This window comes from Limnohabitans sp., from assembly GCF_044373035.1.
In the GTDB taxonomy this organism is placed as follows: Bacteria; Pseudomonadota; Gammaproteobacteria; order Burkholderiales; family Burkholderiaceae_C; genus Limnohabitans_A.
Genome location: NZ_JBILQU010000054.1, coordinates 1 through 18,607 on the forward strand (window position 1 = coordinate 1; position 18,607 = coordinate 18,607).

Annotated in this window: 15 protein-coding genes and 1 tRNA gene; 6 read left to right on the forward strand and 10 right to left on the reverse strand. The window is 58.6% G+C overall.

What is annotated here, in order from left to right; genetic code table 11:
* The first annotated feature begins 148 nt into the window (after positions 1–148).
* A complete protein-coding gene (locus ACIQ47_RS09490) occupies positions 149–436 on the forward strand; it encodes a hypothetical protein (RefSeq protein WP_396437902.1) in 288 nt (95 codons plus the stop codon).
* Between the two features lie 362 nt (positions 437–798).
* On the opposite strand, the gene ACIQ47_RS09495 is transcribed toward ACIQ47_RS09490, so the two are convergent.
* The 3 genes from ACIQ47_RS09495 to ACIQ47_RS09505 all read right to left on the reverse strand — a co-directional run bounded on the left by ACIQ47_RS09495 (position 799) and on the right by ACIQ47_RS09505 (position 5,743).
* A complete protein-coding gene (locus ACIQ47_RS09495; protein ID WP_396437903.1) occupies positions 799–3,384 on the reverse strand; it encodes a TRAP transporter fused permease subunit in 2,586 nt (861 codons plus the stop codon).
* A gap of 68 nt (positions 3,385–3,452) precedes the next feature.
* Entirely contained in the window at positions 3,453–4,424 is a 972-nt protein-coding gene (locus tag ACIQ47_RS09500) for a TAXI family TRAP transporter solute-binding subunit (RefSeq protein WP_396437904.1), read from the reverse strand.
* Between the two features lie 56 nt (positions 4,425–4,480).
* Positions 4,481–5,743, reverse strand: coding sequence for a D-amino acid dehydrogenase (locus tag ACIQ47_RS09505; RefSeq protein ID WP_396437905.1), 1,263 nt, complete (start codon positions 5,741–5,743; stop codon positions 4,481–4,483).
* 72 nt (positions 5,744–5,815) lie between these two features.
* Between ACIQ47_RS09505 and ACIQ47_RS09510 the strand changes: the two genes are divergently transcribed.
* On the forward strand, positions 5,816–6,733 hold the full coding sequence (locus ACIQ47_RS09510) for a LysR family transcriptional regulator (RefSeq protein ID WP_396437906.1): 918 nt from the start codon (positions 5,816–5,818) through the stop codon (positions 6,731–6,733).
* A gap of 230 nt (positions 6,734–6,963) precedes the next feature.
* Here ACIQ47_RS09510 and ACIQ47_RS09515 read toward each other — a convergent pair.
* The 6 genes from ACIQ47_RS09515 to cysS form a co-directional block, all read right to left on the reverse strand.
* Positions 6,964–7,056: transfer RNA gene (locus tag ACIQ47_RS09515), tRNA-Ser, on the reverse strand.
* Between the two features lie 18 nt (positions 7,057–7,074).
* Positions 7,075–8,337, reverse strand: coding sequence for an aspartate kinase (locus tag ACIQ47_RS09520; protein ID WP_396437907.1), 1,263 nt, complete (start codon positions 8,335–8,337; stop codon positions 7,075–7,077).
* Positions 8,338–8,532: 195 nt separating this feature from the next.
* On the reverse strand, positions 8,533–9,489 hold the full coding sequence (tilS, locus tag ACIQ47_RS09525) for a tRNA lysidine(34) synthetase TilS (protein ID WP_396437908.1): 957 nt from the start codon (positions 9,487–9,489) through the stop codon (positions 8,533–8,535).
* 27 nt (positions 9,490–9,516) lie between these two features.
* Positions 9,517–10,491: an acetyl-CoA carboxylase carboxyltransferase subunit alpha gene (locus tag ACIQ47_RS09530; RefSeq protein ID WP_108353885.1), complete on the reverse strand. Its 975-nt coding sequence runs from the start codon at positions 10,489–10,491 to the stop codon at positions 9,517–9,519.
* 47 nt (positions 10,492–10,538) lie between these two features.
* The gene (locus tag ACIQ47_RS09535; protein WP_396437909.1) at positions 10,539–11,189 is read right to left on the reverse strand and encodes a DNA-3-methyladenine glycosylase family protein; all 651 of its coding nucleotides are present in this window, start codon (positions 11,187–11,189) and stop codon (positions 10,539–10,541) included.
* Entirely contained in the window at positions 11,186–12,562 is a 1,377-nt protein-coding gene (gene cysS / locus ACIQ47_RS09540) for a cysteine--tRNA ligase (protein ID WP_396437910.1), read from the reverse strand. The genes ACIQ47_RS09535 and cysS overlap by 4 nt, the downstream gene beginning before the upstream one ends.
* A gap of 276 nt (positions 12,563–12,838) precedes the next feature.
* Here cysS and ACIQ47_RS09545 point away from each other — a divergent pair, with 276 nt between their 5' ends.
* The 4 genes from ACIQ47_RS09545 to ACIQ47_RS09560 all read left to right on the forward strand — a co-directional run bounded on the left by ACIQ47_RS09545 (position 12,839) and on the right by ACIQ47_RS09560 (position 15,447).
* Positions 12,839–13,345: a tetratricopeptide repeat protein gene (locus tag ACIQ47_RS09545; protein WP_396437911.1), complete on the forward strand. Its 507-nt coding sequence runs from the start codon at positions 12,839–12,841 to the stop codon at positions 13,343–13,345.
* 71 nt (positions 13,346–13,416) lie between these two features.
* Positions 13,417–14,121 (forward strand): peptidylprolyl isomerase, encoded by a 705-nt coding sequence (locus ACIQ47_RS09550; protein ID WP_396437912.1) that lies wholly within the window; start codon positions 13,417–13,419, stop codon positions 14,119–14,121.
* 4 nt (positions 14,122–14,125) lie between these two features.
* A complete protein-coding gene (locus ACIQ47_RS09555) occupies positions 14,126–14,632 on the forward strand; it encodes a peptidylprolyl isomerase (protein WP_396437913.1) in 507 nt (168 codons plus the stop codon).
* 11 nt (positions 14,633–14,643) lie between these two features.
* Positions 14,644–15,447: a UDP-2,3-diacylglucosamine diphosphatase gene (locus ACIQ47_RS09560; protein ID WP_396437914.1), complete on the forward strand. Its 804-nt coding sequence runs from the start codon at positions 14,644–14,646 to the stop codon at positions 15,445–15,447.
* 30 nt (positions 15,448–15,477) lie between these two features.
* On the opposite strand, the gene ACIQ47_RS09565 is transcribed toward ACIQ47_RS09560, so the two are convergent.
* Complete coding sequence (locus tag ACIQ47_RS09565) at positions 15,478–18,333, reverse strand: DUF349 domain-containing protein (RefSeq protein ID WP_396437915.1); 2,856 nt, start codon at positions 18,331–18,333, stop codon at positions 15,478–15,480.
* Between the last annotated feature and the right edge of the window lie 274 nt (positions 18,334–18,607).

The window sequence follows — 18,607 nt, forward strand, 5'->3', positions numbered from 1 at the left end:
GCCGAACAGATGTTGGCGCGCTTGGACAAAGCCTGTGTTTTCTCTTGCGAAGAATTTAGAGATTTGAAAGAGGCCATCGCGCGCTTCAAAAGCAAAAAATAACGGCCTGCCGGAACTGCAGAACACCAGTCATTGAGAGGCTGAAAAAATGGGTGACGTCCTGGACGCCCTGTCCAGTGGCATCGCCAAAACCGCAGCCAACGAACCCAAGTTCGAGCCCAAACTGTTGGTTCCAGAGGTCCCGGCCGAACCTACACGCGAGCTACTGACCGAAATAATGCTCGCCGATCGTTGGGTGTGTTCAGTCGCACGCCTTCAGCGCTGGCGCACCGTCGGCGAGGGCCCGCAGTACTTGAAGATCGTGGGGAAAGTGCTGTACCGGCTCAAAGACATTGAGGCCTATGAAGAAGCCTGTCTGATCCGTAAGGTGTTCTAGGAGAGCACCCAAATAGGCCCCGAACGGGTTGTAAATTGTTCGAACGACTTGGAATCAGTTCGAAATAGTCTTGGCGGCCCAGAAAGGTTTGTATAAATAACTTGCTCAGTTTTCTGACCCCCTTTTTTTGGTGGGGTCGGGGATTCGAACATCAATCCGTTCAAATTCAGAACGAATAGATGCCAGCCATCATCCTATGCTGAATCGCCGTAGTGGGTTTTCCAAAGGTCCTGTCAGCGTGGCTAAAAAGTGGTGTGCGAGTTTTACAAAAGCTCTACTAAATATGTTCCTGCTTTTCATCTGCTTTTATCATTGTGATACTACTGATTAAAGTGATGGAGTGTGGATTCGTGCTTTGCTTTTCAAGAGGTTTTTTGGGCGGACAGTCGGCGCCGCTGCGCCACTACAACAGCAGCTATCAACAACAGACCAGGCATGGCAAACCACCCCTTCCACGGTTGCTCGTTGCGTGTCTCGATGCCGATGATTTGATTTTTTTCGGCGATGTCAAGGCGTGCTTTCTCCGCGGCACTGTCAATCGCAATGTCGACGATCGTGATGCGGTCACTCTGTTTTTCGACGACGAGCCCCACGCTTGTCAGGGCATCTCCTTTCGCACCTTCTGGGCGCTTCAATGCAAAGGTGCGTTCAAGGCTTTGCCCGTCCTTGTCGGTTTTGATGCGCAATCTGAGCGGCTTATCTGCCGGTTGGGTGTTGGCTAATTGCACAACCTCGTCGACGCTGTGCAGACTGAACGGCGGATAGAACCGGTCACGAACGATGTCTGGTCGCAATATGATGAGGGTCGCAATCAGCAGGAAAAGCATTTCCCATGGCCGATTTTTGACGAATCCCCAGCCCTGGGTCAGAGAAGCGAAGGCGGCGCAGGCCAAAAGTGCTGTCAAGGCCACCCATGCGATGTGCAGGGGGTTGTCGACTCCGATCAGCAGCAGTTCAGTGTTGAAGACGAACATGAAAGGCAGGATGGCTGTTCGGATTTCGTAGATGAAGCCCTGTATGCCTGTCTTCAGCGGATCGGCGCCGGAGAGTCCCGCTGCCGCATAGGCAGCCAGCGCTACCGGCGGGGTGGAATCGGCCATGATGCCGAAATAGAACACAAACAAGTGCACGGCAATGAGCGGAATCTCTAGGCCGTGCGAAGCTGCGAGGGAGATGATCACGGGTGCCAAGAGGGTCGAGACGACGATGTAGTTGGCCGTGGTCGGCAAGCCCATACCGAGTATGAGCGAGAACACAGCGGTCAGAATCAGAACACCTGCAAGTGACCCAAAGGAGAGTGCTTCAACAAGATCGGCCAGTACTTGTCCGATGCCTGTGAGGCTGACAACACCAACAATGATGCCAGCCGTCCCCGTGGCGATGGCAATGCCGATCATGTTGCGTGCCCCAGCATCGAGACTGAACAAGAGGTCCTCCCATCCCTGTCGCCAAGTTCCCGTAGTGGTGCGCCCGCGTGCCCAGGCCACAAGGGGGCGCTCAATGAAGAGCATCACCATTGTGAAGGTGCAGGCCCAGAAAGCGGCCAATGCCGGCGATTGCTCCAGCACCATCAGGTTCCAGATGAGAATCCAGATCGGCACGATGAAATAGAGCCCACCGAGGACGGTAGGCCTCGCGGGAGGCAGGTTGGCGGCCTCTTCGACGCTAATCTCGCCACTTTCTTCAGGGTATTTGGCTGAAAGCTTGACCAAGCCGGCAAAGACAGCGACCAGCAGCACAGCGGCGACCAGTGATGCGGCCTCACCAAACAGCGAGGGCAGGAGTTCCGTCAGCCACAGGCCGACCTGCATGACAAGCACCACACCAGCAACCGCCATCGACCAGTTGATGATGCGATCCCGCAAGGGCGACGGAGGGCGCGGTATGCCCTGCATTCCGGCCTTGAGCGCTTCAATGTGAACGATGAACAACAGCGAGATGTAGGCGAGAACGGCTGGCAGAAAAGCATGGCGGATCAGCTCGCCATAAGGTATGTTCAGATACTCGACCATCAGGAAGGCAGCAGCGCCCATAACGGGGGGCATGATCTGGCCGTTTGATGACGAGGCCACTTCAATTGCACCGGCTTTGACGGGCGTATAGCCCACGCGCTTCATCAGCATGATGGTGACGTTGCCACCGGTCAGCACATTGGCCACCGAAGAGCCGGAAATAATGCCGTTGAGACCGGATGAGACGACCGCCGCCTTCGCTGGACCACCGCGCATATGTCCCAGCAGCGAGAAGGCGACACGCGTCATGTAGTTACCGGCACCGACGCGATCGAGCATGGCGCCAAAAAGCACATACAGAAATACGAAGCTCGTCGAGACCCCGAGTGCGACTCCAAAAACACCCTCCGTGGTCAGCCATTGGTGCGAAGCGGCACGCGAAAGCGAGGCACCCTTGTGGGCAATCATCTCCGGCATCCATGGACCGAGGAACATGTATCCGATAAAAATCAGCGCCATGATGGTCATGGGCCAACCCAATGCGCGCCGTGTCGCTTCAAGCAGGGTCAAAAGACCGAGCGTAGAAACGGTGATGTCGAGCGCAGTGGGCCGCCCGGGCCGCCCAGCCAGTTCGCCATAAAACATTGCCAGGTAAGCGGCACAGAAGGCTCCCAAGAGTGCCCAGATCCAGTCAGACAGCGGTACACGGTCACGCGGCGAACTCGCGGCGCGAGGGTAGCACAAGAAAACCAGAAAAACACCAAAAGCAAGGTGGATCGAGCGTTGAATATTGTCATTGATGACGCCCACACCAATGGCAAAAGGAAGCGGGGAAGAAATCCATAACTGAAACAAGGACCATGCAATGGCGGTGCCCGTGATGATTTTTCGCATGCCGGGCACTACGCGATCAACACGCCCCCCTGTTTCTGACGCAATGACCTTTTCAATCAGTTCATTCTTGACGGTTGATCCATCGGTATTGATTGCGCTCATGGTGATTTTCCTTGATGAGGTCAAGCGGCGTAGGGTTTATTGAAGGTGGGCCTACGCCGCAAGGCTTGTTATTTCATCAAGCCTTTTTCCTTGAAGTACTTCGCAGCACCTGGGTGAAATGGCACGGAGTTGCCGACGAGGGCTTGTTCCTTGGTGGCACGTGCCATTGCAGGATGCAGCTTCTTGAAATCTTCGAAGTTATCGAACACCGCCTTGGTAATGGCATAGGCGTTCGATTCGGGAAGGTCTGCGCTCACGACGACCGTGGCCATCATGCCGAACGTTTCCTGCTCGTTGTCTGTGCCTTTGTACATCTTCGCGGGTACGCTGGCCTTTGTGTAGTAAGAGTTGGCTTTGACGAGTTTGTCAACAACGGGGCCGGAAACCGTGGCAATGTTGCTGGCACAGGTTGTTGCGGCTTCTTGGAAGTTGGCACTTGGGTGACCGGCAATGAAGACGTAGGCGTCGATCTTGTTGTCACACAGTGCTGACGGTGCTTCCGAGGGTTTCAATTCGGTCGCCAGTTTGAGGTCTGCCGCCTTGATGCCGTACTCTTTCATCAGCAGTTCCATGGTCGCCCGTGTCCCGGAGCCAGGGTCAGCAAGATTGACGCGCTTGCCTTTGATGTCTTCAAACTTGGTGATCTTGGCGTCTTGACGAGCCACCAGAGTGAAGAGTTCGGGATACAAGGAAAACAGAGCACGCAGCTTCGGTTGGGATTTATCCTTGAACCCCCCCTCGCCCTTCATCGCTTGGTATTGAACGTCCGACTGTGTGAATCCAACCTCAATGTCGCCAGCGGCCAGGGCGTTAACGTTAAAAACCGAGCCACCAGTGGATTCGACCGTGCACCGCATGCCATGGTCCTTGCGGTTTTGGTTTACAAAACGACAGATCGCCCCACCGAGGGGGTAGTACACCCCGGTGATGCCCCCGGTTCCGATCGTGATGAACTTGGCATTTTGTTGTGCCGAGGCCGGTGCCACAGAAAACAGCGTGATGGCTGTTAGCGCAGTGGCGATTAAGGTACGTTTTTTCACTGTGAGTCTCCTAAGGTTGGTGGAATGAAAAGGATGTTGTTGGCGATCAACAAAACTCAGGCCTTGGCCAAAGTAAAGGGCGATGGGTCGATGGCACTCTGACGCCCGGCGATACGGTCTGCCAGCAAGGCGGCACTGCCGGCAGCAAGCGTGAGCCCCAATGCACCGTGCCCCATATTGGCGTAAAGATTTGCGTAACAGACTTGGTCAATGATGGGTCGACCTGAGGGCGTTGCCGGACGCACCCCAGCCCAAGCCGACGCCTGGTCGTAATTGCCAGCTTGCGGGAAAGTGTCTATGGCCTGGGCAATCAGGGTTTTCAGGCGATCGGCAGGGATGTCGGCGGCCTCCGAACCAATGTCAACCATACCGGCCACGCGCAGGCGTTCTCCAATACGTGCGAAAACGATTTTGTGATGGCTGTCGGTGACTGACACGTCGGGCGCCACACCTCCCGAGCAATCAAGGGTGATCGAGTAACCCCGCAGCCCCAAAATCGGGACGCGTACCCCCAACTTGGCAAAGAGTTCCCGACTTTCCAGACCACCAGCGACCACAAACTGGTCAGCTGTGATTTCGCCATGATCGGTGCGCGCGGACTGTAAGCGGTCGCCGCTTATATCGAAACCCTGCACAGTTTCGCCATAACGCACGCAGCCTCCGCGCCCGGTGATTTCTTTCGCCAGATGCAAGGCTAGGGCGTAATTGTCGATGACATCTTCTGATGGCGTGTAGATGCCGCCGACAAGGCGAGGCGCCAAGTCGGCCAACGCTGGGTCAATTTCAACGCATTGTGTTGGCGAGACCCGTCGTTGTTCGCATCCCAATGTGCTCTGGTATTGCATCTGCGCCTCGGCGCCAGCCAGCGCGGCAGCGTCTCGAAACACCACCAACTTGCCGTTTTGACGATAGGCCAGTTGCTGCACCGGCGCGCCGTCCGCCATCATGGCGTGCAGCAATTTGCGCGAAAGGAATCCGAGTGTCAGCAAATCCACGGTGGTTTGACGGGCATGACCCGAGGTGCACCTGGACGCGAAAGCGAAGCACCAGCGCCACAAATCAATCGACATGCGCGGGCGAAAGCGCAAAGGGCCGTCCCGCTTGCCGAGCCAACCGGGCAGTTTCAGCAGGGCTGACGGTTCAGCTAACGGGGCTACATAGCTGTAAGAGAGTTGTGCCCCGTTGGCGTAGCTTGTGCCAAGGCTAGGCCCATGCCTGCGCTCAACCACAGTTACCTCATGCCCTTCAGCTTGAAGTTGCCAAGCGGTAAACAGACCGACTAGTCCGCTTCCAACGATGCATATCTTTTGTTTTTTCACGAAGTGAATTTACTTGCCTATCACCGATAAAGAAAATGAATTTATTTCCATAGTCATTAACCTAAGGTTAATATGTTTGCATTTCCTTCCTGGGTTTTCGAAATGCGCCTGAAGCACATTGAAGTATTTAACGCACTGATGAGCGCGGGCTCTGTGGCAGGTGCGGCGCGCCTTTTGTTCGTCAGCCCGCCGGCTGTCAGCAAGGCCCTAAAAATGGTTGAGGATGAGCTCGGGTTCCTGTTGTTCCAACGCGTGCACGGTCGCCTTGAGGCTACTGCTGAAGCCTACGCTCTGTATGAGGAGGTAGCCAAGATCCCGCCGCAGCTTGCCGCCTTGCGTACACTCACGCAGCATTTGAAGACGGGGGACGGCGGGCACCTGCGCATCGCCACTTTGCCTGCGTTGGCTCAGTTCCTCATGCCACGTATCGTGGTCAGCCTGCGGGAGCGGGGCATTCTCACGGGTATTGAGATCCGTGCTCGGCATTCTCAGGATCTTGTCCCCGCTTTGCTGCTGAAGCAGGCCGATATAGGTGTGGACTTTGATTTCGGCCACCATCCTGCGATCACGCGGACGACGCTCATCGACGCCGAGCTGGTCTGCATTGCACCATCAGATTGGTTTGCCCCGGACAAGCCGCTGACGCCGGACGTATATTGTTCGCGCCCCAGTGTTGGCTACTATCCGGGCGATCCAGTCGGTGAACGCATCGGCTCCTACGCGCGAAACAACAGCCCCGCTGCTCTGGTAGATACCTACGCCGCCGCAGCTGGTTTCGCACGTCAGGGTCTTGCAGCTGCCATCGTCGATCCATTCACAGCTGCTGAGCAGGTAGGGCGCGGCATTGCCTGCTTTCGCCTGACTGAGCGCTTGCCATTGCGGCTCTCGGCGTTCACGCACAGCAGCCGACCGACCAGTATTGCCGATGCCGCTTTGCACGCTTGCCTGCAAGAAACAGCTAACCGTGCGTTGCAAGCGATCGCTTTGTAAACCGGATTGACAAGTTTGTTTGAATAACTCGTTGACGCCGAAACTTGTTTTGACCAGCACTACCTTTCTTGGTTAACCAGGGGAGGTGCCCAGTAACCCTTACAGCCACTTGATTTCTCAGCAACTAGCTGTTCATCGGTTTCCGGCACACCTGGTCAAATCTGCAACAGGTGGCAGGTAGGCAACAAAAAGCGGCCCGAAGGCCGCATGAAACAAGGAAAAAGGGTATCTGGCGGAAACGGAGGGATTCGAACCCTCGATGAGGCTCTACACCCCATACTCCCTTAGCAGGGGAGCACCTTCGGCCACTCGGTCACGTTTCCAGTGAATTTAATTATAACTCAGGCTTGGTCCAGGTCGAAGGCTTTGTGCAGGGCGCGTACAGCCAATTCCATGTATTTCTCGTCGATCACCACCGATGTCTTGATTTCGGAAGTCGAGATCATCTGAATGTTGATGCCCTCTTCGCTCAAGCTGCGGAACATCTTGCTGGCCACGCCCACATGGCTGCGCATGCCAATGCCCACGATGGAGACCTTGCAGATTTTGGCGTCGCCCATGACTTCAGCTGCGCCCAATGAAGGCAGTACTTTTTCCTTGAGCAAGTCGATGGTCTTGGCGTAGTCGTTGCGGTGCACGGTGAAGCTGAAGTCGGTTTTACCGTCTTTGCTCAGGTTCTGGATGATCACATCCACTTCGATGTTGGCATCGGCCACGGCGCCCAGAATTTGGTACGCAATACCCGGCTTGTCGGGCACGCCCACCACGGAGATTTTGGCTTCGTCGCGGTTGAATGCGATGCCTGAAACGACGGCTTGTTCCATTTGTTCGTCTTCCTCAAAAGTGATCAGGGTGCCGGATGCGGCTTCTTCGTGGATGTCGATGTCCCAAGGCGTGAAGCTGGACAGCACGCGCATGGGCACTTTGTACTTGCCTGCAAATTCGACCGAGCGGATTTGCAAGACCTTGGAGCCGAGCGACGCCATCTCGAGCATTTCTTCAAAGCTCACAGTCTTCAGGCGGCGCGCTTCGGGCACCACACGAGGGTCGGTGGTGTAGACACCGTCCACGTCGGTGAAGATCAGGCATTCATCGGCTTTCATCGCGGCAGCCACGGCCACGGCCGAAGTGTCCGAACCGCCGCGACCCAGCGTGGTGATGTTGCCCTCGTTGTCGACGCCCTGAAAGCCCGTGATGATGACCACTTTGCCCGCCTTCAGGTCGCCGCGCACGCGCTCGTCGTCGATCGATTCGATGCGCGCCTTGGTGAAAGCGCTGTTGGTTTTGATGGCCACTTGCCAACCTGCATAGCTGACCGAGGGCTGGCCTTCGGATTGCAGGGCAATGGCCAGCAGGGCCGACGAAGCTTGCTCGCCGGTCGATGCCAGCATATCGAGTTCGCGGCTGTAATCATTGCCGGGTTTGGCGGGGGTCAGTTCTTTGGCCAAGCCGAGCAAACGGTTGGTTTCGCCGCTCATGGCGCTGGGGACCACCACGATCTGGTGGCCAGCGCGCGCCCATTTGGCCACGCGCTTGGCGACATTGCGGATGCGCTCGGTCGAGCCCATCGAGGTGCCGCCGTATTTGTGAACAATCAAAGCCATGTGAAGTGATGAATATAAAAAAATTGCGAATGTGCTCTGTCAATGTCCCATCGTCAAGGATTGCCATGACGTGCCACTGGTTTGTCACAGGCAAAGCCAGTCGATTGTACCCACCAGGCTGACACTTTCTTGACCCGCGTCGCCCCCAAACCGCCGCAAACTTGTCGGTTCAATGAGCTTACTCAGGTGGATGCGTCAGGCGGCTTGCCAGCTCAGATGCTGGCCATCGCGCTGCACAAAGCCCATGCCCACCTTCAAATGGATCCGATGGCCACGGGTGGTGCACGCGGTCAGCTGGTCCAGCAGCGCGTTCAGTTGCGCTGAACTGGGCGTGGTGGCGTGCTGCAGCCGCAACCAATGGCGCAGCACCATTGCCTGGCGGGCTCGGCTCAAGCGCTGCAAAGCCTCGAGACGGGGCGGCACACCGATGTCTGCCAGTTCTTGCGCGGCCACCTCGTTCAAAACCTCTTGCGCCTGCGCGGCATGCTTGGCACTGCGGGCAAAGGTTTCACGAAAAGCGGGCAAGGCTTCGGCCAAGGCGGGCATCACGCGGGCGCGGATGCGGTTGCGGGTGAAGCTTTCGTCGGTGTTGCTGGGGTCTTCGACCCAGCCATGGCCTTGGCTTTGCAGCCACTCGCGCAAGGCCGCGCTGGGCACCGACAAAAAAGGCCGATGCCAATCGAGACCCTGCCGCTGCCAATGAGAGGGCATGCTGGCCAAGCCGGGCAAGCCTGCACCACGTGACAAGGCGATCAACAAAGTCTCCACTTGATCGTCGGCATGCTGGGCCAGCGCAATGTCGTGCACCTCGGGCCACTCGCTTGGCACCGTTTCGGCCAGGGCCGCATAACGTGCTTTGCGGGCAGCGTCTTCGGGGCTTTGACCCGGGGCATGGCCTGCCTGCACCCTTCTCACGGCCAAAGGCACGTTCATTTGTTGACACAGCGCACGGCAATGCGCTTCAAAAGCGTCAGCCGCGACTTGCAAGCCGTGGTGAATGTGCACCGCCCTCAGCTGCCCAGGCCAGCGGCGGGCACAGGCCAGCAGCAAAGCCGTGGAGTCTGCCCCACCGCTGAAGGCCACCGCAAAAGGAAGGCCCGGGCTGAAATCAGCCAAGGCCTGTTCGATGGGCAGCAACGGTGTGAAGGCCATGCGTGAAGCCTGAATCACCAGCAGTTTTTATTTGCCCGCTTTGGTGTCGGTGAAACGCCCGTAGCTGTTCAGGCGCTCGTGGCGGCGCTCGAGCAGCTCTTTGGGTTTGAGGTCGGCCAGCTGACGCCAGGCATCACCCAAAGCGCGCTTGAGGAAGGAGACCATTTGGTCGGTATCGCGGTGGGCGCCGCCCACAGGCTCATTGACGATTTTGTCGACCAGGCCCAAGGCCTTCAGGCGGTGCGCGGTGATGCCCAGGGCATCGGCTGCGATCTCGGCTTTTTCGCTGGTTTTCCAAAGTATAGAGGCACAACCTTCGGGGCTGATGACCGAGTAAACCGAATACTGCAGCATCAGCACCTGATCGGCCACCGAAATGGCCAAGGCGCCGCCAGAGCCGCCTTCGCCAATGATGGTGGTGATGATGGGCACCTCAAGCTGGGCCATCTCGAAAATGTTGCGGCCAATGGCTTCGGACTGGCCGCGCTCTTCGGCGTCGATACCAGGGTAGGCGCCAGGCGTGTCGACGAATGTGAAGACGGGCAGCTTGAATTTTTCGGCCGTTTTCATGAGGCGCAGGGCTTTGCGGTAGCCTTCGGGCTTGCTCATGCCAAAGTTGCGCAAAGTGCGCTCTTTGGTGTCGCGCCCTTTTTGTTGGCCCAGCACCATGCAGGCCTGGCCATTGAATCGGGCCAAACCGCCCACGATGGACAGGTCATCGGCAAAGTGGCGGTCACCGTGCATCTCCACAAAGTCGGTGAAGATGCCGTGGATGTAATCCAGCGTGTAAGGCCGCTCTGGGTGACGCGAGATTTTGGTGACCTGCCAAGGGGTCAGGTCGCTGTAAATGTCTTTGGTCAGTTGCTGGCTTTTCTTACTCAGCTGATCAATTTCGAGGGTGATGTCCACCGCCGATTCGGTCTGCACATAGCGCAGCTCTTCGATCTTGGCTTCGAGTTCGGCAACAGGTTGCTCAAAGTCGAGAAATGTTTTTTTGGCCAAGTTTGACTCCTCTGTTCAGGTTCCGGGCGGACGCGGTGTCCAGCCCCTCAATACGCCACCGGCACGGGGTCCAGCGAGCGCCAAATATACCAAGTTGCCACGGTCGAATACGGGCTCCAGGCCTGCGCGACCTCGCGCGCGTCACTGCGGCTGACGGGCTCGCCCGAAAAATAGTTGCGGCTGATGCCGTTGATCAGACCCACATCATCGAGCGGCAACACATTGGGCCTGAGCAGGTGAAAGATCAGACACATCTCTGCCGTCCAGCGGCCAATGCCGCGGATCGCCACCAGCTCATCGACGATGACCTCGTCGTCCATCTCTTGCCAGGCCTGCACATGAACCGCGCCCGAGCTGAAGTGCACCGCCAGATCGACCAAGTACTCCACTTTGCGCGCCGACAAACCCGCAGCCCGCATGTCATCGACCTTGAGCTTGAGCACGGCAGCCGGCGACATCCGTTTGGGCAATGCCGCAAAACGGTCCCACACCGACTGTGCAGCCTTGACCGAAATTTGTTGGCCCACGATGGAACGCGCCAAGGTGACAAAAGCATCGCCCCGAGTTTCCAGAATGGCATCACCAAATTGGGGAATGAGCTTTTTCATGACCCGGTCTTTTTTGGCCAAGTGCGCGCACGCCTCAGCCCAGTAAGCGGGCGTGACAGGGATCACCTCAAGGCTTGAGCTGAGCGTCATTGCACCGACTCCCAGGTCGTGCCAGCAGCCGAGTCTTTCAACAAAATACCTTGGGCCAGCAAGTCATTGCGGATGCGGTCAGCCTCGGCAAAATTCTTGGCCTTTTTGGCGTCTGCCCGGGCCTGGATCCGGGTCTGAATGGCGGCATCGTCCAAACCTGCACCCGCTTGCAAGTAAACCGTGGGGTCGGTTTGCAGCAAACCCAGCAAGCCCCCCAAAGCCTTGAGCAAACCCGCACGCTCGGCGGAGCCATTGCGGTTGACTTCGCTTGCCAATTCGAACAACACGGCCACCGCTTCGGGCGTGCCAAAGTCTTCGTCCATGGCGGCCTTAAATCGCGCGGCCATGGGTTCAGCCCAATCCAGCTCCACGTCAGCGGCCGGCACAGTTTGCAGTGCGGTGTACAGGCGCTTCAGGGCCCCTTTGGCGTCGTTCAGGTGCACATCGCTGTAATTGAGCGAGCTGCGGTAGTGGCTGCGCACGATGAAAAAGCGCACGGTCTCAGCGTCAAACTCTTTGAGCACATCTCGGATGGTGAAGAAGTTGCCCAAGCTCTTGGACATCTTCTCGTTGTCCACATTGATGAAGCCGTTGTGCATCCAAAAGCGCGCCAGAGGCTGCCCGTTGGCGCCTTCGCTTTGGGCGATCTCGTTTTCGTGGTGCGGAAACTGCAAATCGGCCCCGCCGCCATGGATGTCAAAAGTCTGGCCCAGCAGCGCACAGGCCATGGCCGAGCACTCAATGTGCCAACCAGGGCGGCCCGTGCCAAAGGGGCTGGCCCATTTGACGTCTTCGGGCTCGGTGGGTTTGGCGCTCTTCCAAAGCACAAAATCGAGCGGGTCTTGCTTGTCGGTTTCCACAGCCACGCGCTCACCGGCGTTCAATTCGTCCAGCGACTTGCCCGACAACTTGCCGTAGCCCGAAAACTTGCGCACCGAGTAGTTCACATCGCCGTTGCCTGCGCGGTAGGCCAGTCCTTTTTGCTCCAGCGTGCCGATCATGCTGAGCATCTGGGGTACGTAGTCAGTTGCTCGGGGCTCGTGTTGGGGGCGCTCAATGCCCAGCGCATCGGCGTCCTGGTGCAGCGCATCGATCATGCGGTCCGTCAGTTGACGGATGGTTTCGCCGTTGTCCAAAGCGCGTTTGATGATCTTGTCTTCGATGTCGGTCACATTGCGCACATAGGTGACTTGGTAGCCACTGGCCTTGAGCCAGCGCTGCACCACATCAAACGCGATCATCGAGCGGGCATGGCCCAGATGGCACAGGTCATAGACCGTCATGCCACAGACGTACATGCGCACATGGCCAGGCTCGGCGGGTGAAAACTCGGAAACAGCACGGCTGAGCGTGTTGAAAATGCGCAAACTCATGTCAAATCGAAAAATAGGCAGTCAACAAAAGCCGCTTGGGCGCTGCGAACCTGTGACGGCAGCTCAGACGACGGCGGTAAATCGGCTCAAAAAACCAGCTCGCACGGGGCTGGCGGCACCTTTCGGCAAGCGGAAAACAGCCAGGGACTCCGCTACAATGACCAATCAGTATATCCCCGAGCCAAGGCCTCTGGTGCTCTTTTTGAGCCGGCCTGCATCACCCCCCTGCGGCTCGGGTGCGTCTTTTTTTACTCCCTTTTATTTCTTTGGGTACGCATGCGAAACTGGCTCGGTTGGATGGCTTTTTGCACCCTGTGGACTTGCAGTCTGGGCGTGCGGGCCGACGTGTACAACGATGTCAACGCCTTGGTCCAAAGCGGCCAATGGGCACAAGCCCAGGCCCTGGCAGATGCCCGACTGAAAACCGTGCCCACCGACCCGCAAATGCGCCTGCTGCAAAGCCATATCCAGACCGGACTGGGCCAAACCCAGGCGGCCATGGACACGCTGCGCGCCCTGACCCAGTCTTTCCCCGAATTGCCCGAACCGCACAACAACCTGGCGGCCCTGCTGGTGCGCGAAAACCGCCACGACGAGGCGCTGGCCGCCTTGCAAGCGGCCCTCAGGGCGCGGCCTGATTACGCGCTCGCCCTGGAAAACCTGGGTGATCTGCATCTGGCCATGGCCGCACACGCCTTCGCGCGGGCCCGGCTCGTCACACCCACCCCAACCCGCTTGCAAACCAAGCAAGAGGGTGCCGAACGGGTGATGCGCACCCCCTGAACCAACCTCTGCGAGTGTCGCCTTGCTGACCTCCTTGCCCGCCAACGCTCAACCCCCCAATGCTTAAACCCATGCCAACCTTGAACCACCATCGTCGCTGGGCCGCCCTGGCCCTGAGCCTGAGCTTGCTGGCCCCCTGGCCCGCACAAGCGCAAAACGCCAACACAGCTGCGAGCGCCAGCACGCCCAAAGTACGGATCAGCACCTCCATGGGTGACATCGAGGCCGAGCTGTATGCCGACAAGGCCCCCAAAACCGTCGCCAACTTTTTGCAGTACGTGAACGAAAAACACTATGAGGGCACGATTTTTCACCGCGTGATTGCCGGCTTCATGGTGCAAGGCGGTGGCTTCGACGCCCAATTCAAAGAAAAGAAAACCCGCGCACCGGTCCCACACGAGGGACGCCAGGCACTGGCTGGCGGCCTGAAAAACACCACCGGCACACTGGTCATGGCGCGCACCAGCGACCCGCAATCGGCCACCGCGCAGTTTTTCATCAACGTGGTGGACAACGCCTTTCTTGACCCCACCCCGATCCCCGACGGTGACCCGGTCGCCAAATTTCAATACCAAGGCCGTGTTTATGAAAATGTGGCCCGAGCCCAACTGCTGAACGCCCCCCAACTGTTCGGTTACACCGTTTTTGGCAAAGTCACGTCCGGCATGGACGTGGTCCAAAAAATCCGCAACACGCCCACCGGCGCAGGCGGCCCCTTCCCAACCGATGTTCCGCGCACGCCGGTTGTCATCCAATCCATCACTTTGTTGAAGTAACACCATGAGCAACCCACAAGTCGAACTGCACATCACCGGCTACGGCGTCATCACCCTCGAACTGGACGCTGAAAAAGCCCCCAAGTCGACCGAAAATTTTCTGGCCTATGTGAACAAGGGCCATTACGACAACACGGTTTTCCACCGCGTGATCCCCGGCTTCATGGTCCAGGGTGGTGGTTTTGAGCCCGGCATGACACAAAAGCCCACCGATGCCACCATCGAAAACGAAGCCAACAACGGCCTGAAAAACGACGAGTACACCGTGGCCATGGCCCGCACCTCGGCGCCCCACTCGGCCTCGTCGCAGTTTTTCATCAACGTTGCCAAAAACGACTTTTTGAACCACACCGCGCCCTCCATGCAAGGCTGGGGCTATGCCGTGTTTGGCAAAGTGGTCAAGGGCACCGAAGTGGTCGACCAGATCAAAGGCGTGAAAACCGGCAACCGCGGTGGCCACGGTGACGTGCCCAAAGAAGACGTCGTCATCGAAAAAGCCGTCGCACTGTGATCGATTGAGCCGTGTCCGCTGACCCGCGCACCACAGCCCCGACCCTCGGTCGACTGACTGCGCCAGCGGCATGGCAAACCGTGGACTTGATCTCGGACCTGCACCTGCAGGCCTCAGAGCCAGCCACTTTCGAAGCCTGGCGACACTACATGGCCAGCACACCGGCCGATGCGGTGCTGATTCTGGGTGACCTGTTTGAGGTCTGGGTGGGCGATGATGCCACCGAAACTGATCCATTTTTACAAAGCTGCGCTCAGGTCTTGCGCCACACCGCGCAACGCTTGCATGTGGCTTTCATGCAAGGCAACCGGGACTTTCTGGTGGGGCCGCGCTTCTTGTCCGATTGCGGCGTGCACGCTTTGAGCGACCCCAGCTTGCTGCATTGGGGCGAGCAGCGCATTTTGCTCAGCCATGGCGATGCGCTGTGCCTGGACGACAGCGCCTACCAGGCCTTTCGCCAGCAGGTGCGCAGTGCCGACTGGCAAACCGAATTTTTGACCAAACCCCTTCAAGAACGCATGGCGCTGGCACGCGCCATGCGCGCGCAAAGCGAATCCCAAAAACAAAGCGGTGCGGTCTACGCCGATGCCGATGCGCTCATGGCCTTGAATTGGTGCCATGCCGCCGGGGCCGATCGCCTGGTGCATGGCCACACCCACCAGCCTGCTGACCACCCACTCGGCTCAGGGCAAAGGCATGTGCTGAGCGACTGGTCGCTGGATCACGCACCCGCCCGGGCCCAGGTGTTCAGGATGCAGCGCGGCGGTGATTTCACCCGTTTGGACCTGACGCCAACCACCCACAACATTTTGTAGGGCGGTGCCTTCAGGTCCGACCACGGGTTGTCAGCTTCGCAACAGGTTCTTGAGCACGTTTTGCAAGCGCCGAGCGGTGGGTTCGTCGTGCGGGCCTGACAGGACCTGCGCCACATCCTGGGCCCAGGTTTCATTGGGGCCAGGTTGATTGCGCTGGGTCAGCAATTGCAACTGCAGGGCGCGGCGATCGCTGATTTTGTCAGCAGGCGACGGCACATCAGCCGCCATCTCCAAACGCAGCAAGGCTGTGGCACCCGAGGTTTTAGGCTCGGCGCTCACGGCTTGTGCCCAAGCTTGGCGGGTGGCGGCATTGATGCCTTTGCCCAGCTCTTGCACAGTCGGCAAGTCCTCGGCTTGGCGCGCTTGCCAAGCCGTCATCACACGACCCAGGGTCTCGCCGTGCGCTTGTGCCGCCAGCTTGCGCAGGGACATTTCGGCCCGCTCCATGGCATCGCGTTGGGCGCGGAAAGCCGCATCACCCAAGCGCGGACCGCGGTCTTCACGCGGTCCACGGTCGCCAAAGCGATCGCCCCCGCGTTCAGCACCTCGGTCACCAAAACGGCTGGCACCTGGACCCCGGTCGCCACCGGGGCGCGCCCCGCGCTCGCCAGGGCGGCCATCGCGGCCAGCAGGTGCTTCGGGACGCTTTTGACCAGGCCGATCGTCGCCGCGCACCGCCACCACAGGTTTGGCGGGCTTGGCTGCAACCACGGCCGGCGCAGGCTCTTGTGGAGGAACGCTGTCCGAATCAGGCCCAGCTTGCGCCGCTTCGGCAGTTGCCGCGTCACTGGCTTGTTCGTCTGCTGGAACCTCTGCGGTTGCGTCTGCAGCGGCTGAAGCTTCATCACCTTGGGCCTTGGCCACTGCTTGAGCGGGCACCAAAGCCGCCGTGCTTGAAGTGGCTGAAGAGACTGGTGACTGGGGTGACTGAGTTGTTTGGGCAGCTTGCGCCTGCAAGGCTTGTCCACGCAAAGCCGCGTCAAGCGCGGCCATGGCCGCGCGGATTTTGGCCGCATCGCCACTGGCGTTGGCCAAATCCAAGGCTTTGGAGGCATCAAGAACCGCACGATCGTGGGCACTGACAGGGCCTGTAGGCTGAGGGCGGTCTGTGCCTTTGCGTTGGAAGGCCTCGTCCAGCGGGGCGCGGAACACTTCCCATAGTTTTTGCTCGGTCTTGCGGTCCAGCGGCACCGACTGGGCCTCCACTTGCCAGCGTTGCTGCAAGGCTTTAACGACGTCGACACGCAAGGCCGGTGCTGCACCCACTTCGCGGGCCTCGTTGATCAACGCCTGGCGGCGCTCAATGCTGGCTTTTTGTGCCGCTTCGAGGGGGGCTGCGGCGGCTTTGAAAATGCTTTTCCACTGGCCCTGCATTTCGCCAAAGGCCTTCTCGCTCAAGTGGCCGGCATTGCGCCAACGATCGGCAAACTGGTGCAATGCGCGCAACTGGGCACGCCAGTCCTCGCTTTGGGCATGCGCTTCGGTCCAGGCCTTGACCTCGTCCATCAGCGCCACCCGTTGGGCACGTTGGTCGGCCGAGTCTTTTTTCATTTGCTCCAGCCAGGCCAGCACGGCTTTGTAGGCCTCGTTGCAAGCGGCATCAAAACGCTTCCACAGTGCGTGGTTGGGCAGGCCGCCCTGGTCAATTTGCTTCCAGCCGTCGCGCAATTGGCGCAACTTGTCTTGCATTTTTCGGCCACCCACGGTGGGGACTTTGTTGGCGTCGAGCAAGGCTTCGGCTTGAGTAACCAGGTCGGTGCGCACCTGATCGGCCAGCCAGCGTGGCCAGCCTTCGGCATCGCCGCCGGCCGTCAAAGACTTGTGCAGGCGCTCATCCAGACTGGTGTCCAACTGCTTGCCGTGGGTCTTGAGCACGTTGCGCAACGCGACTGCAGCATCGGCAGGCGATGCACCTTCGCTCTCGGTCAGTTGCTTTTCCAGCACCACCAAAGCTTGGGTCACAGCCAACATGGCTTGCTCACGCAAGGCCTGGCGCTGGGCGGGGTCGATTTTGGGTTTGACCGCCTTTTCGGCATGCTCTGTTTTGGCGGGTTTGGCCGACGGGGCCACAGCAGCGACTTGTTGCGAGAATTCGCCTCGCAGGCGGAGGATCTCGTCGGCCCACACGGGCACTGGGGGCAAAGCGGTTGTGGCGTCGGTTTGGGCCAGAGCAGCCAAAGCCGCTGCGGCCGAAAAACCGTCCCAAACCGCCTGCAGCTGCTTGCCCGCAGCGTCCAATTGAGGTGGGTATTTCAGCTCTATGCTGGGCCAGACGCTGCTCTGTGTCAGGGCCTGCGCCTGGTTTTGCCACTGCGCCACATCGGCCTCCAAGCCGGTTTGACCGCCCAGGGCCTCGGCCAGCGATTTGGTGGACAGAACCTCAATGCGCTGGGCCAGCAACACCGCTGCTTCGCGCTGCACCATGACCTGGTGCTGCAGGTCCTCCACGCCCTTGACCACTTCGGTCAAGCGATGTTTGAGGCCCGCCAAGGGTTCACGCGACAGCGGCGCTCCGGCTTTGGCGGCATCTCGCTGCCAGGCCAGCGCATCGGCCATGTTCAGACGCGGCGCTTGCAGCAACTGTTCGGCTTTTTGAGCCCACTCGGTGGCCAAGGCTTCCTGGCCATGCAGGCGCTTGAGTTCGTCGAGTTTTTCTTTGAGCAACTTGGCCACGCCCTTGTCTCGGCCCGACAGTTCGCGATAGACCTCGGCCATCAAATCATCAGAAGGCTCGGTCAGCAACCAATCGCGCAAGCGGGCACTTCGCTCACTGGAAGTCGGGGCATTGAAAAGCCCTGCGGTCAATGGGTCTAGGGCGGCGATGTCGAAAGGCTTGGAAGAAGTCACAGTTAAAACTTTAAAAGCACGGTGTTGCCAAATGGGCATACAGGCAGAAATGGCGGCACTTGAATCGACAAGTGAGCCATGCGGGCATGAAGTCGTTATTTTCGCCGTTATTTGCGCTGGACAACCTGTTGACCTGTTTTCGGACGAAATCTCTGATGAATTACAGACACAGAAGATTTCTTTATAATATTTTTTAAATGTTAGAAAGATTTTATATACTTGACTGAGTATGAAAAGTTCCTAGAATTCGCCCCACTTGGTGACCATCAGGGATAACCCGATACCACTGCCCTCACAGGCTCAACCCACGACT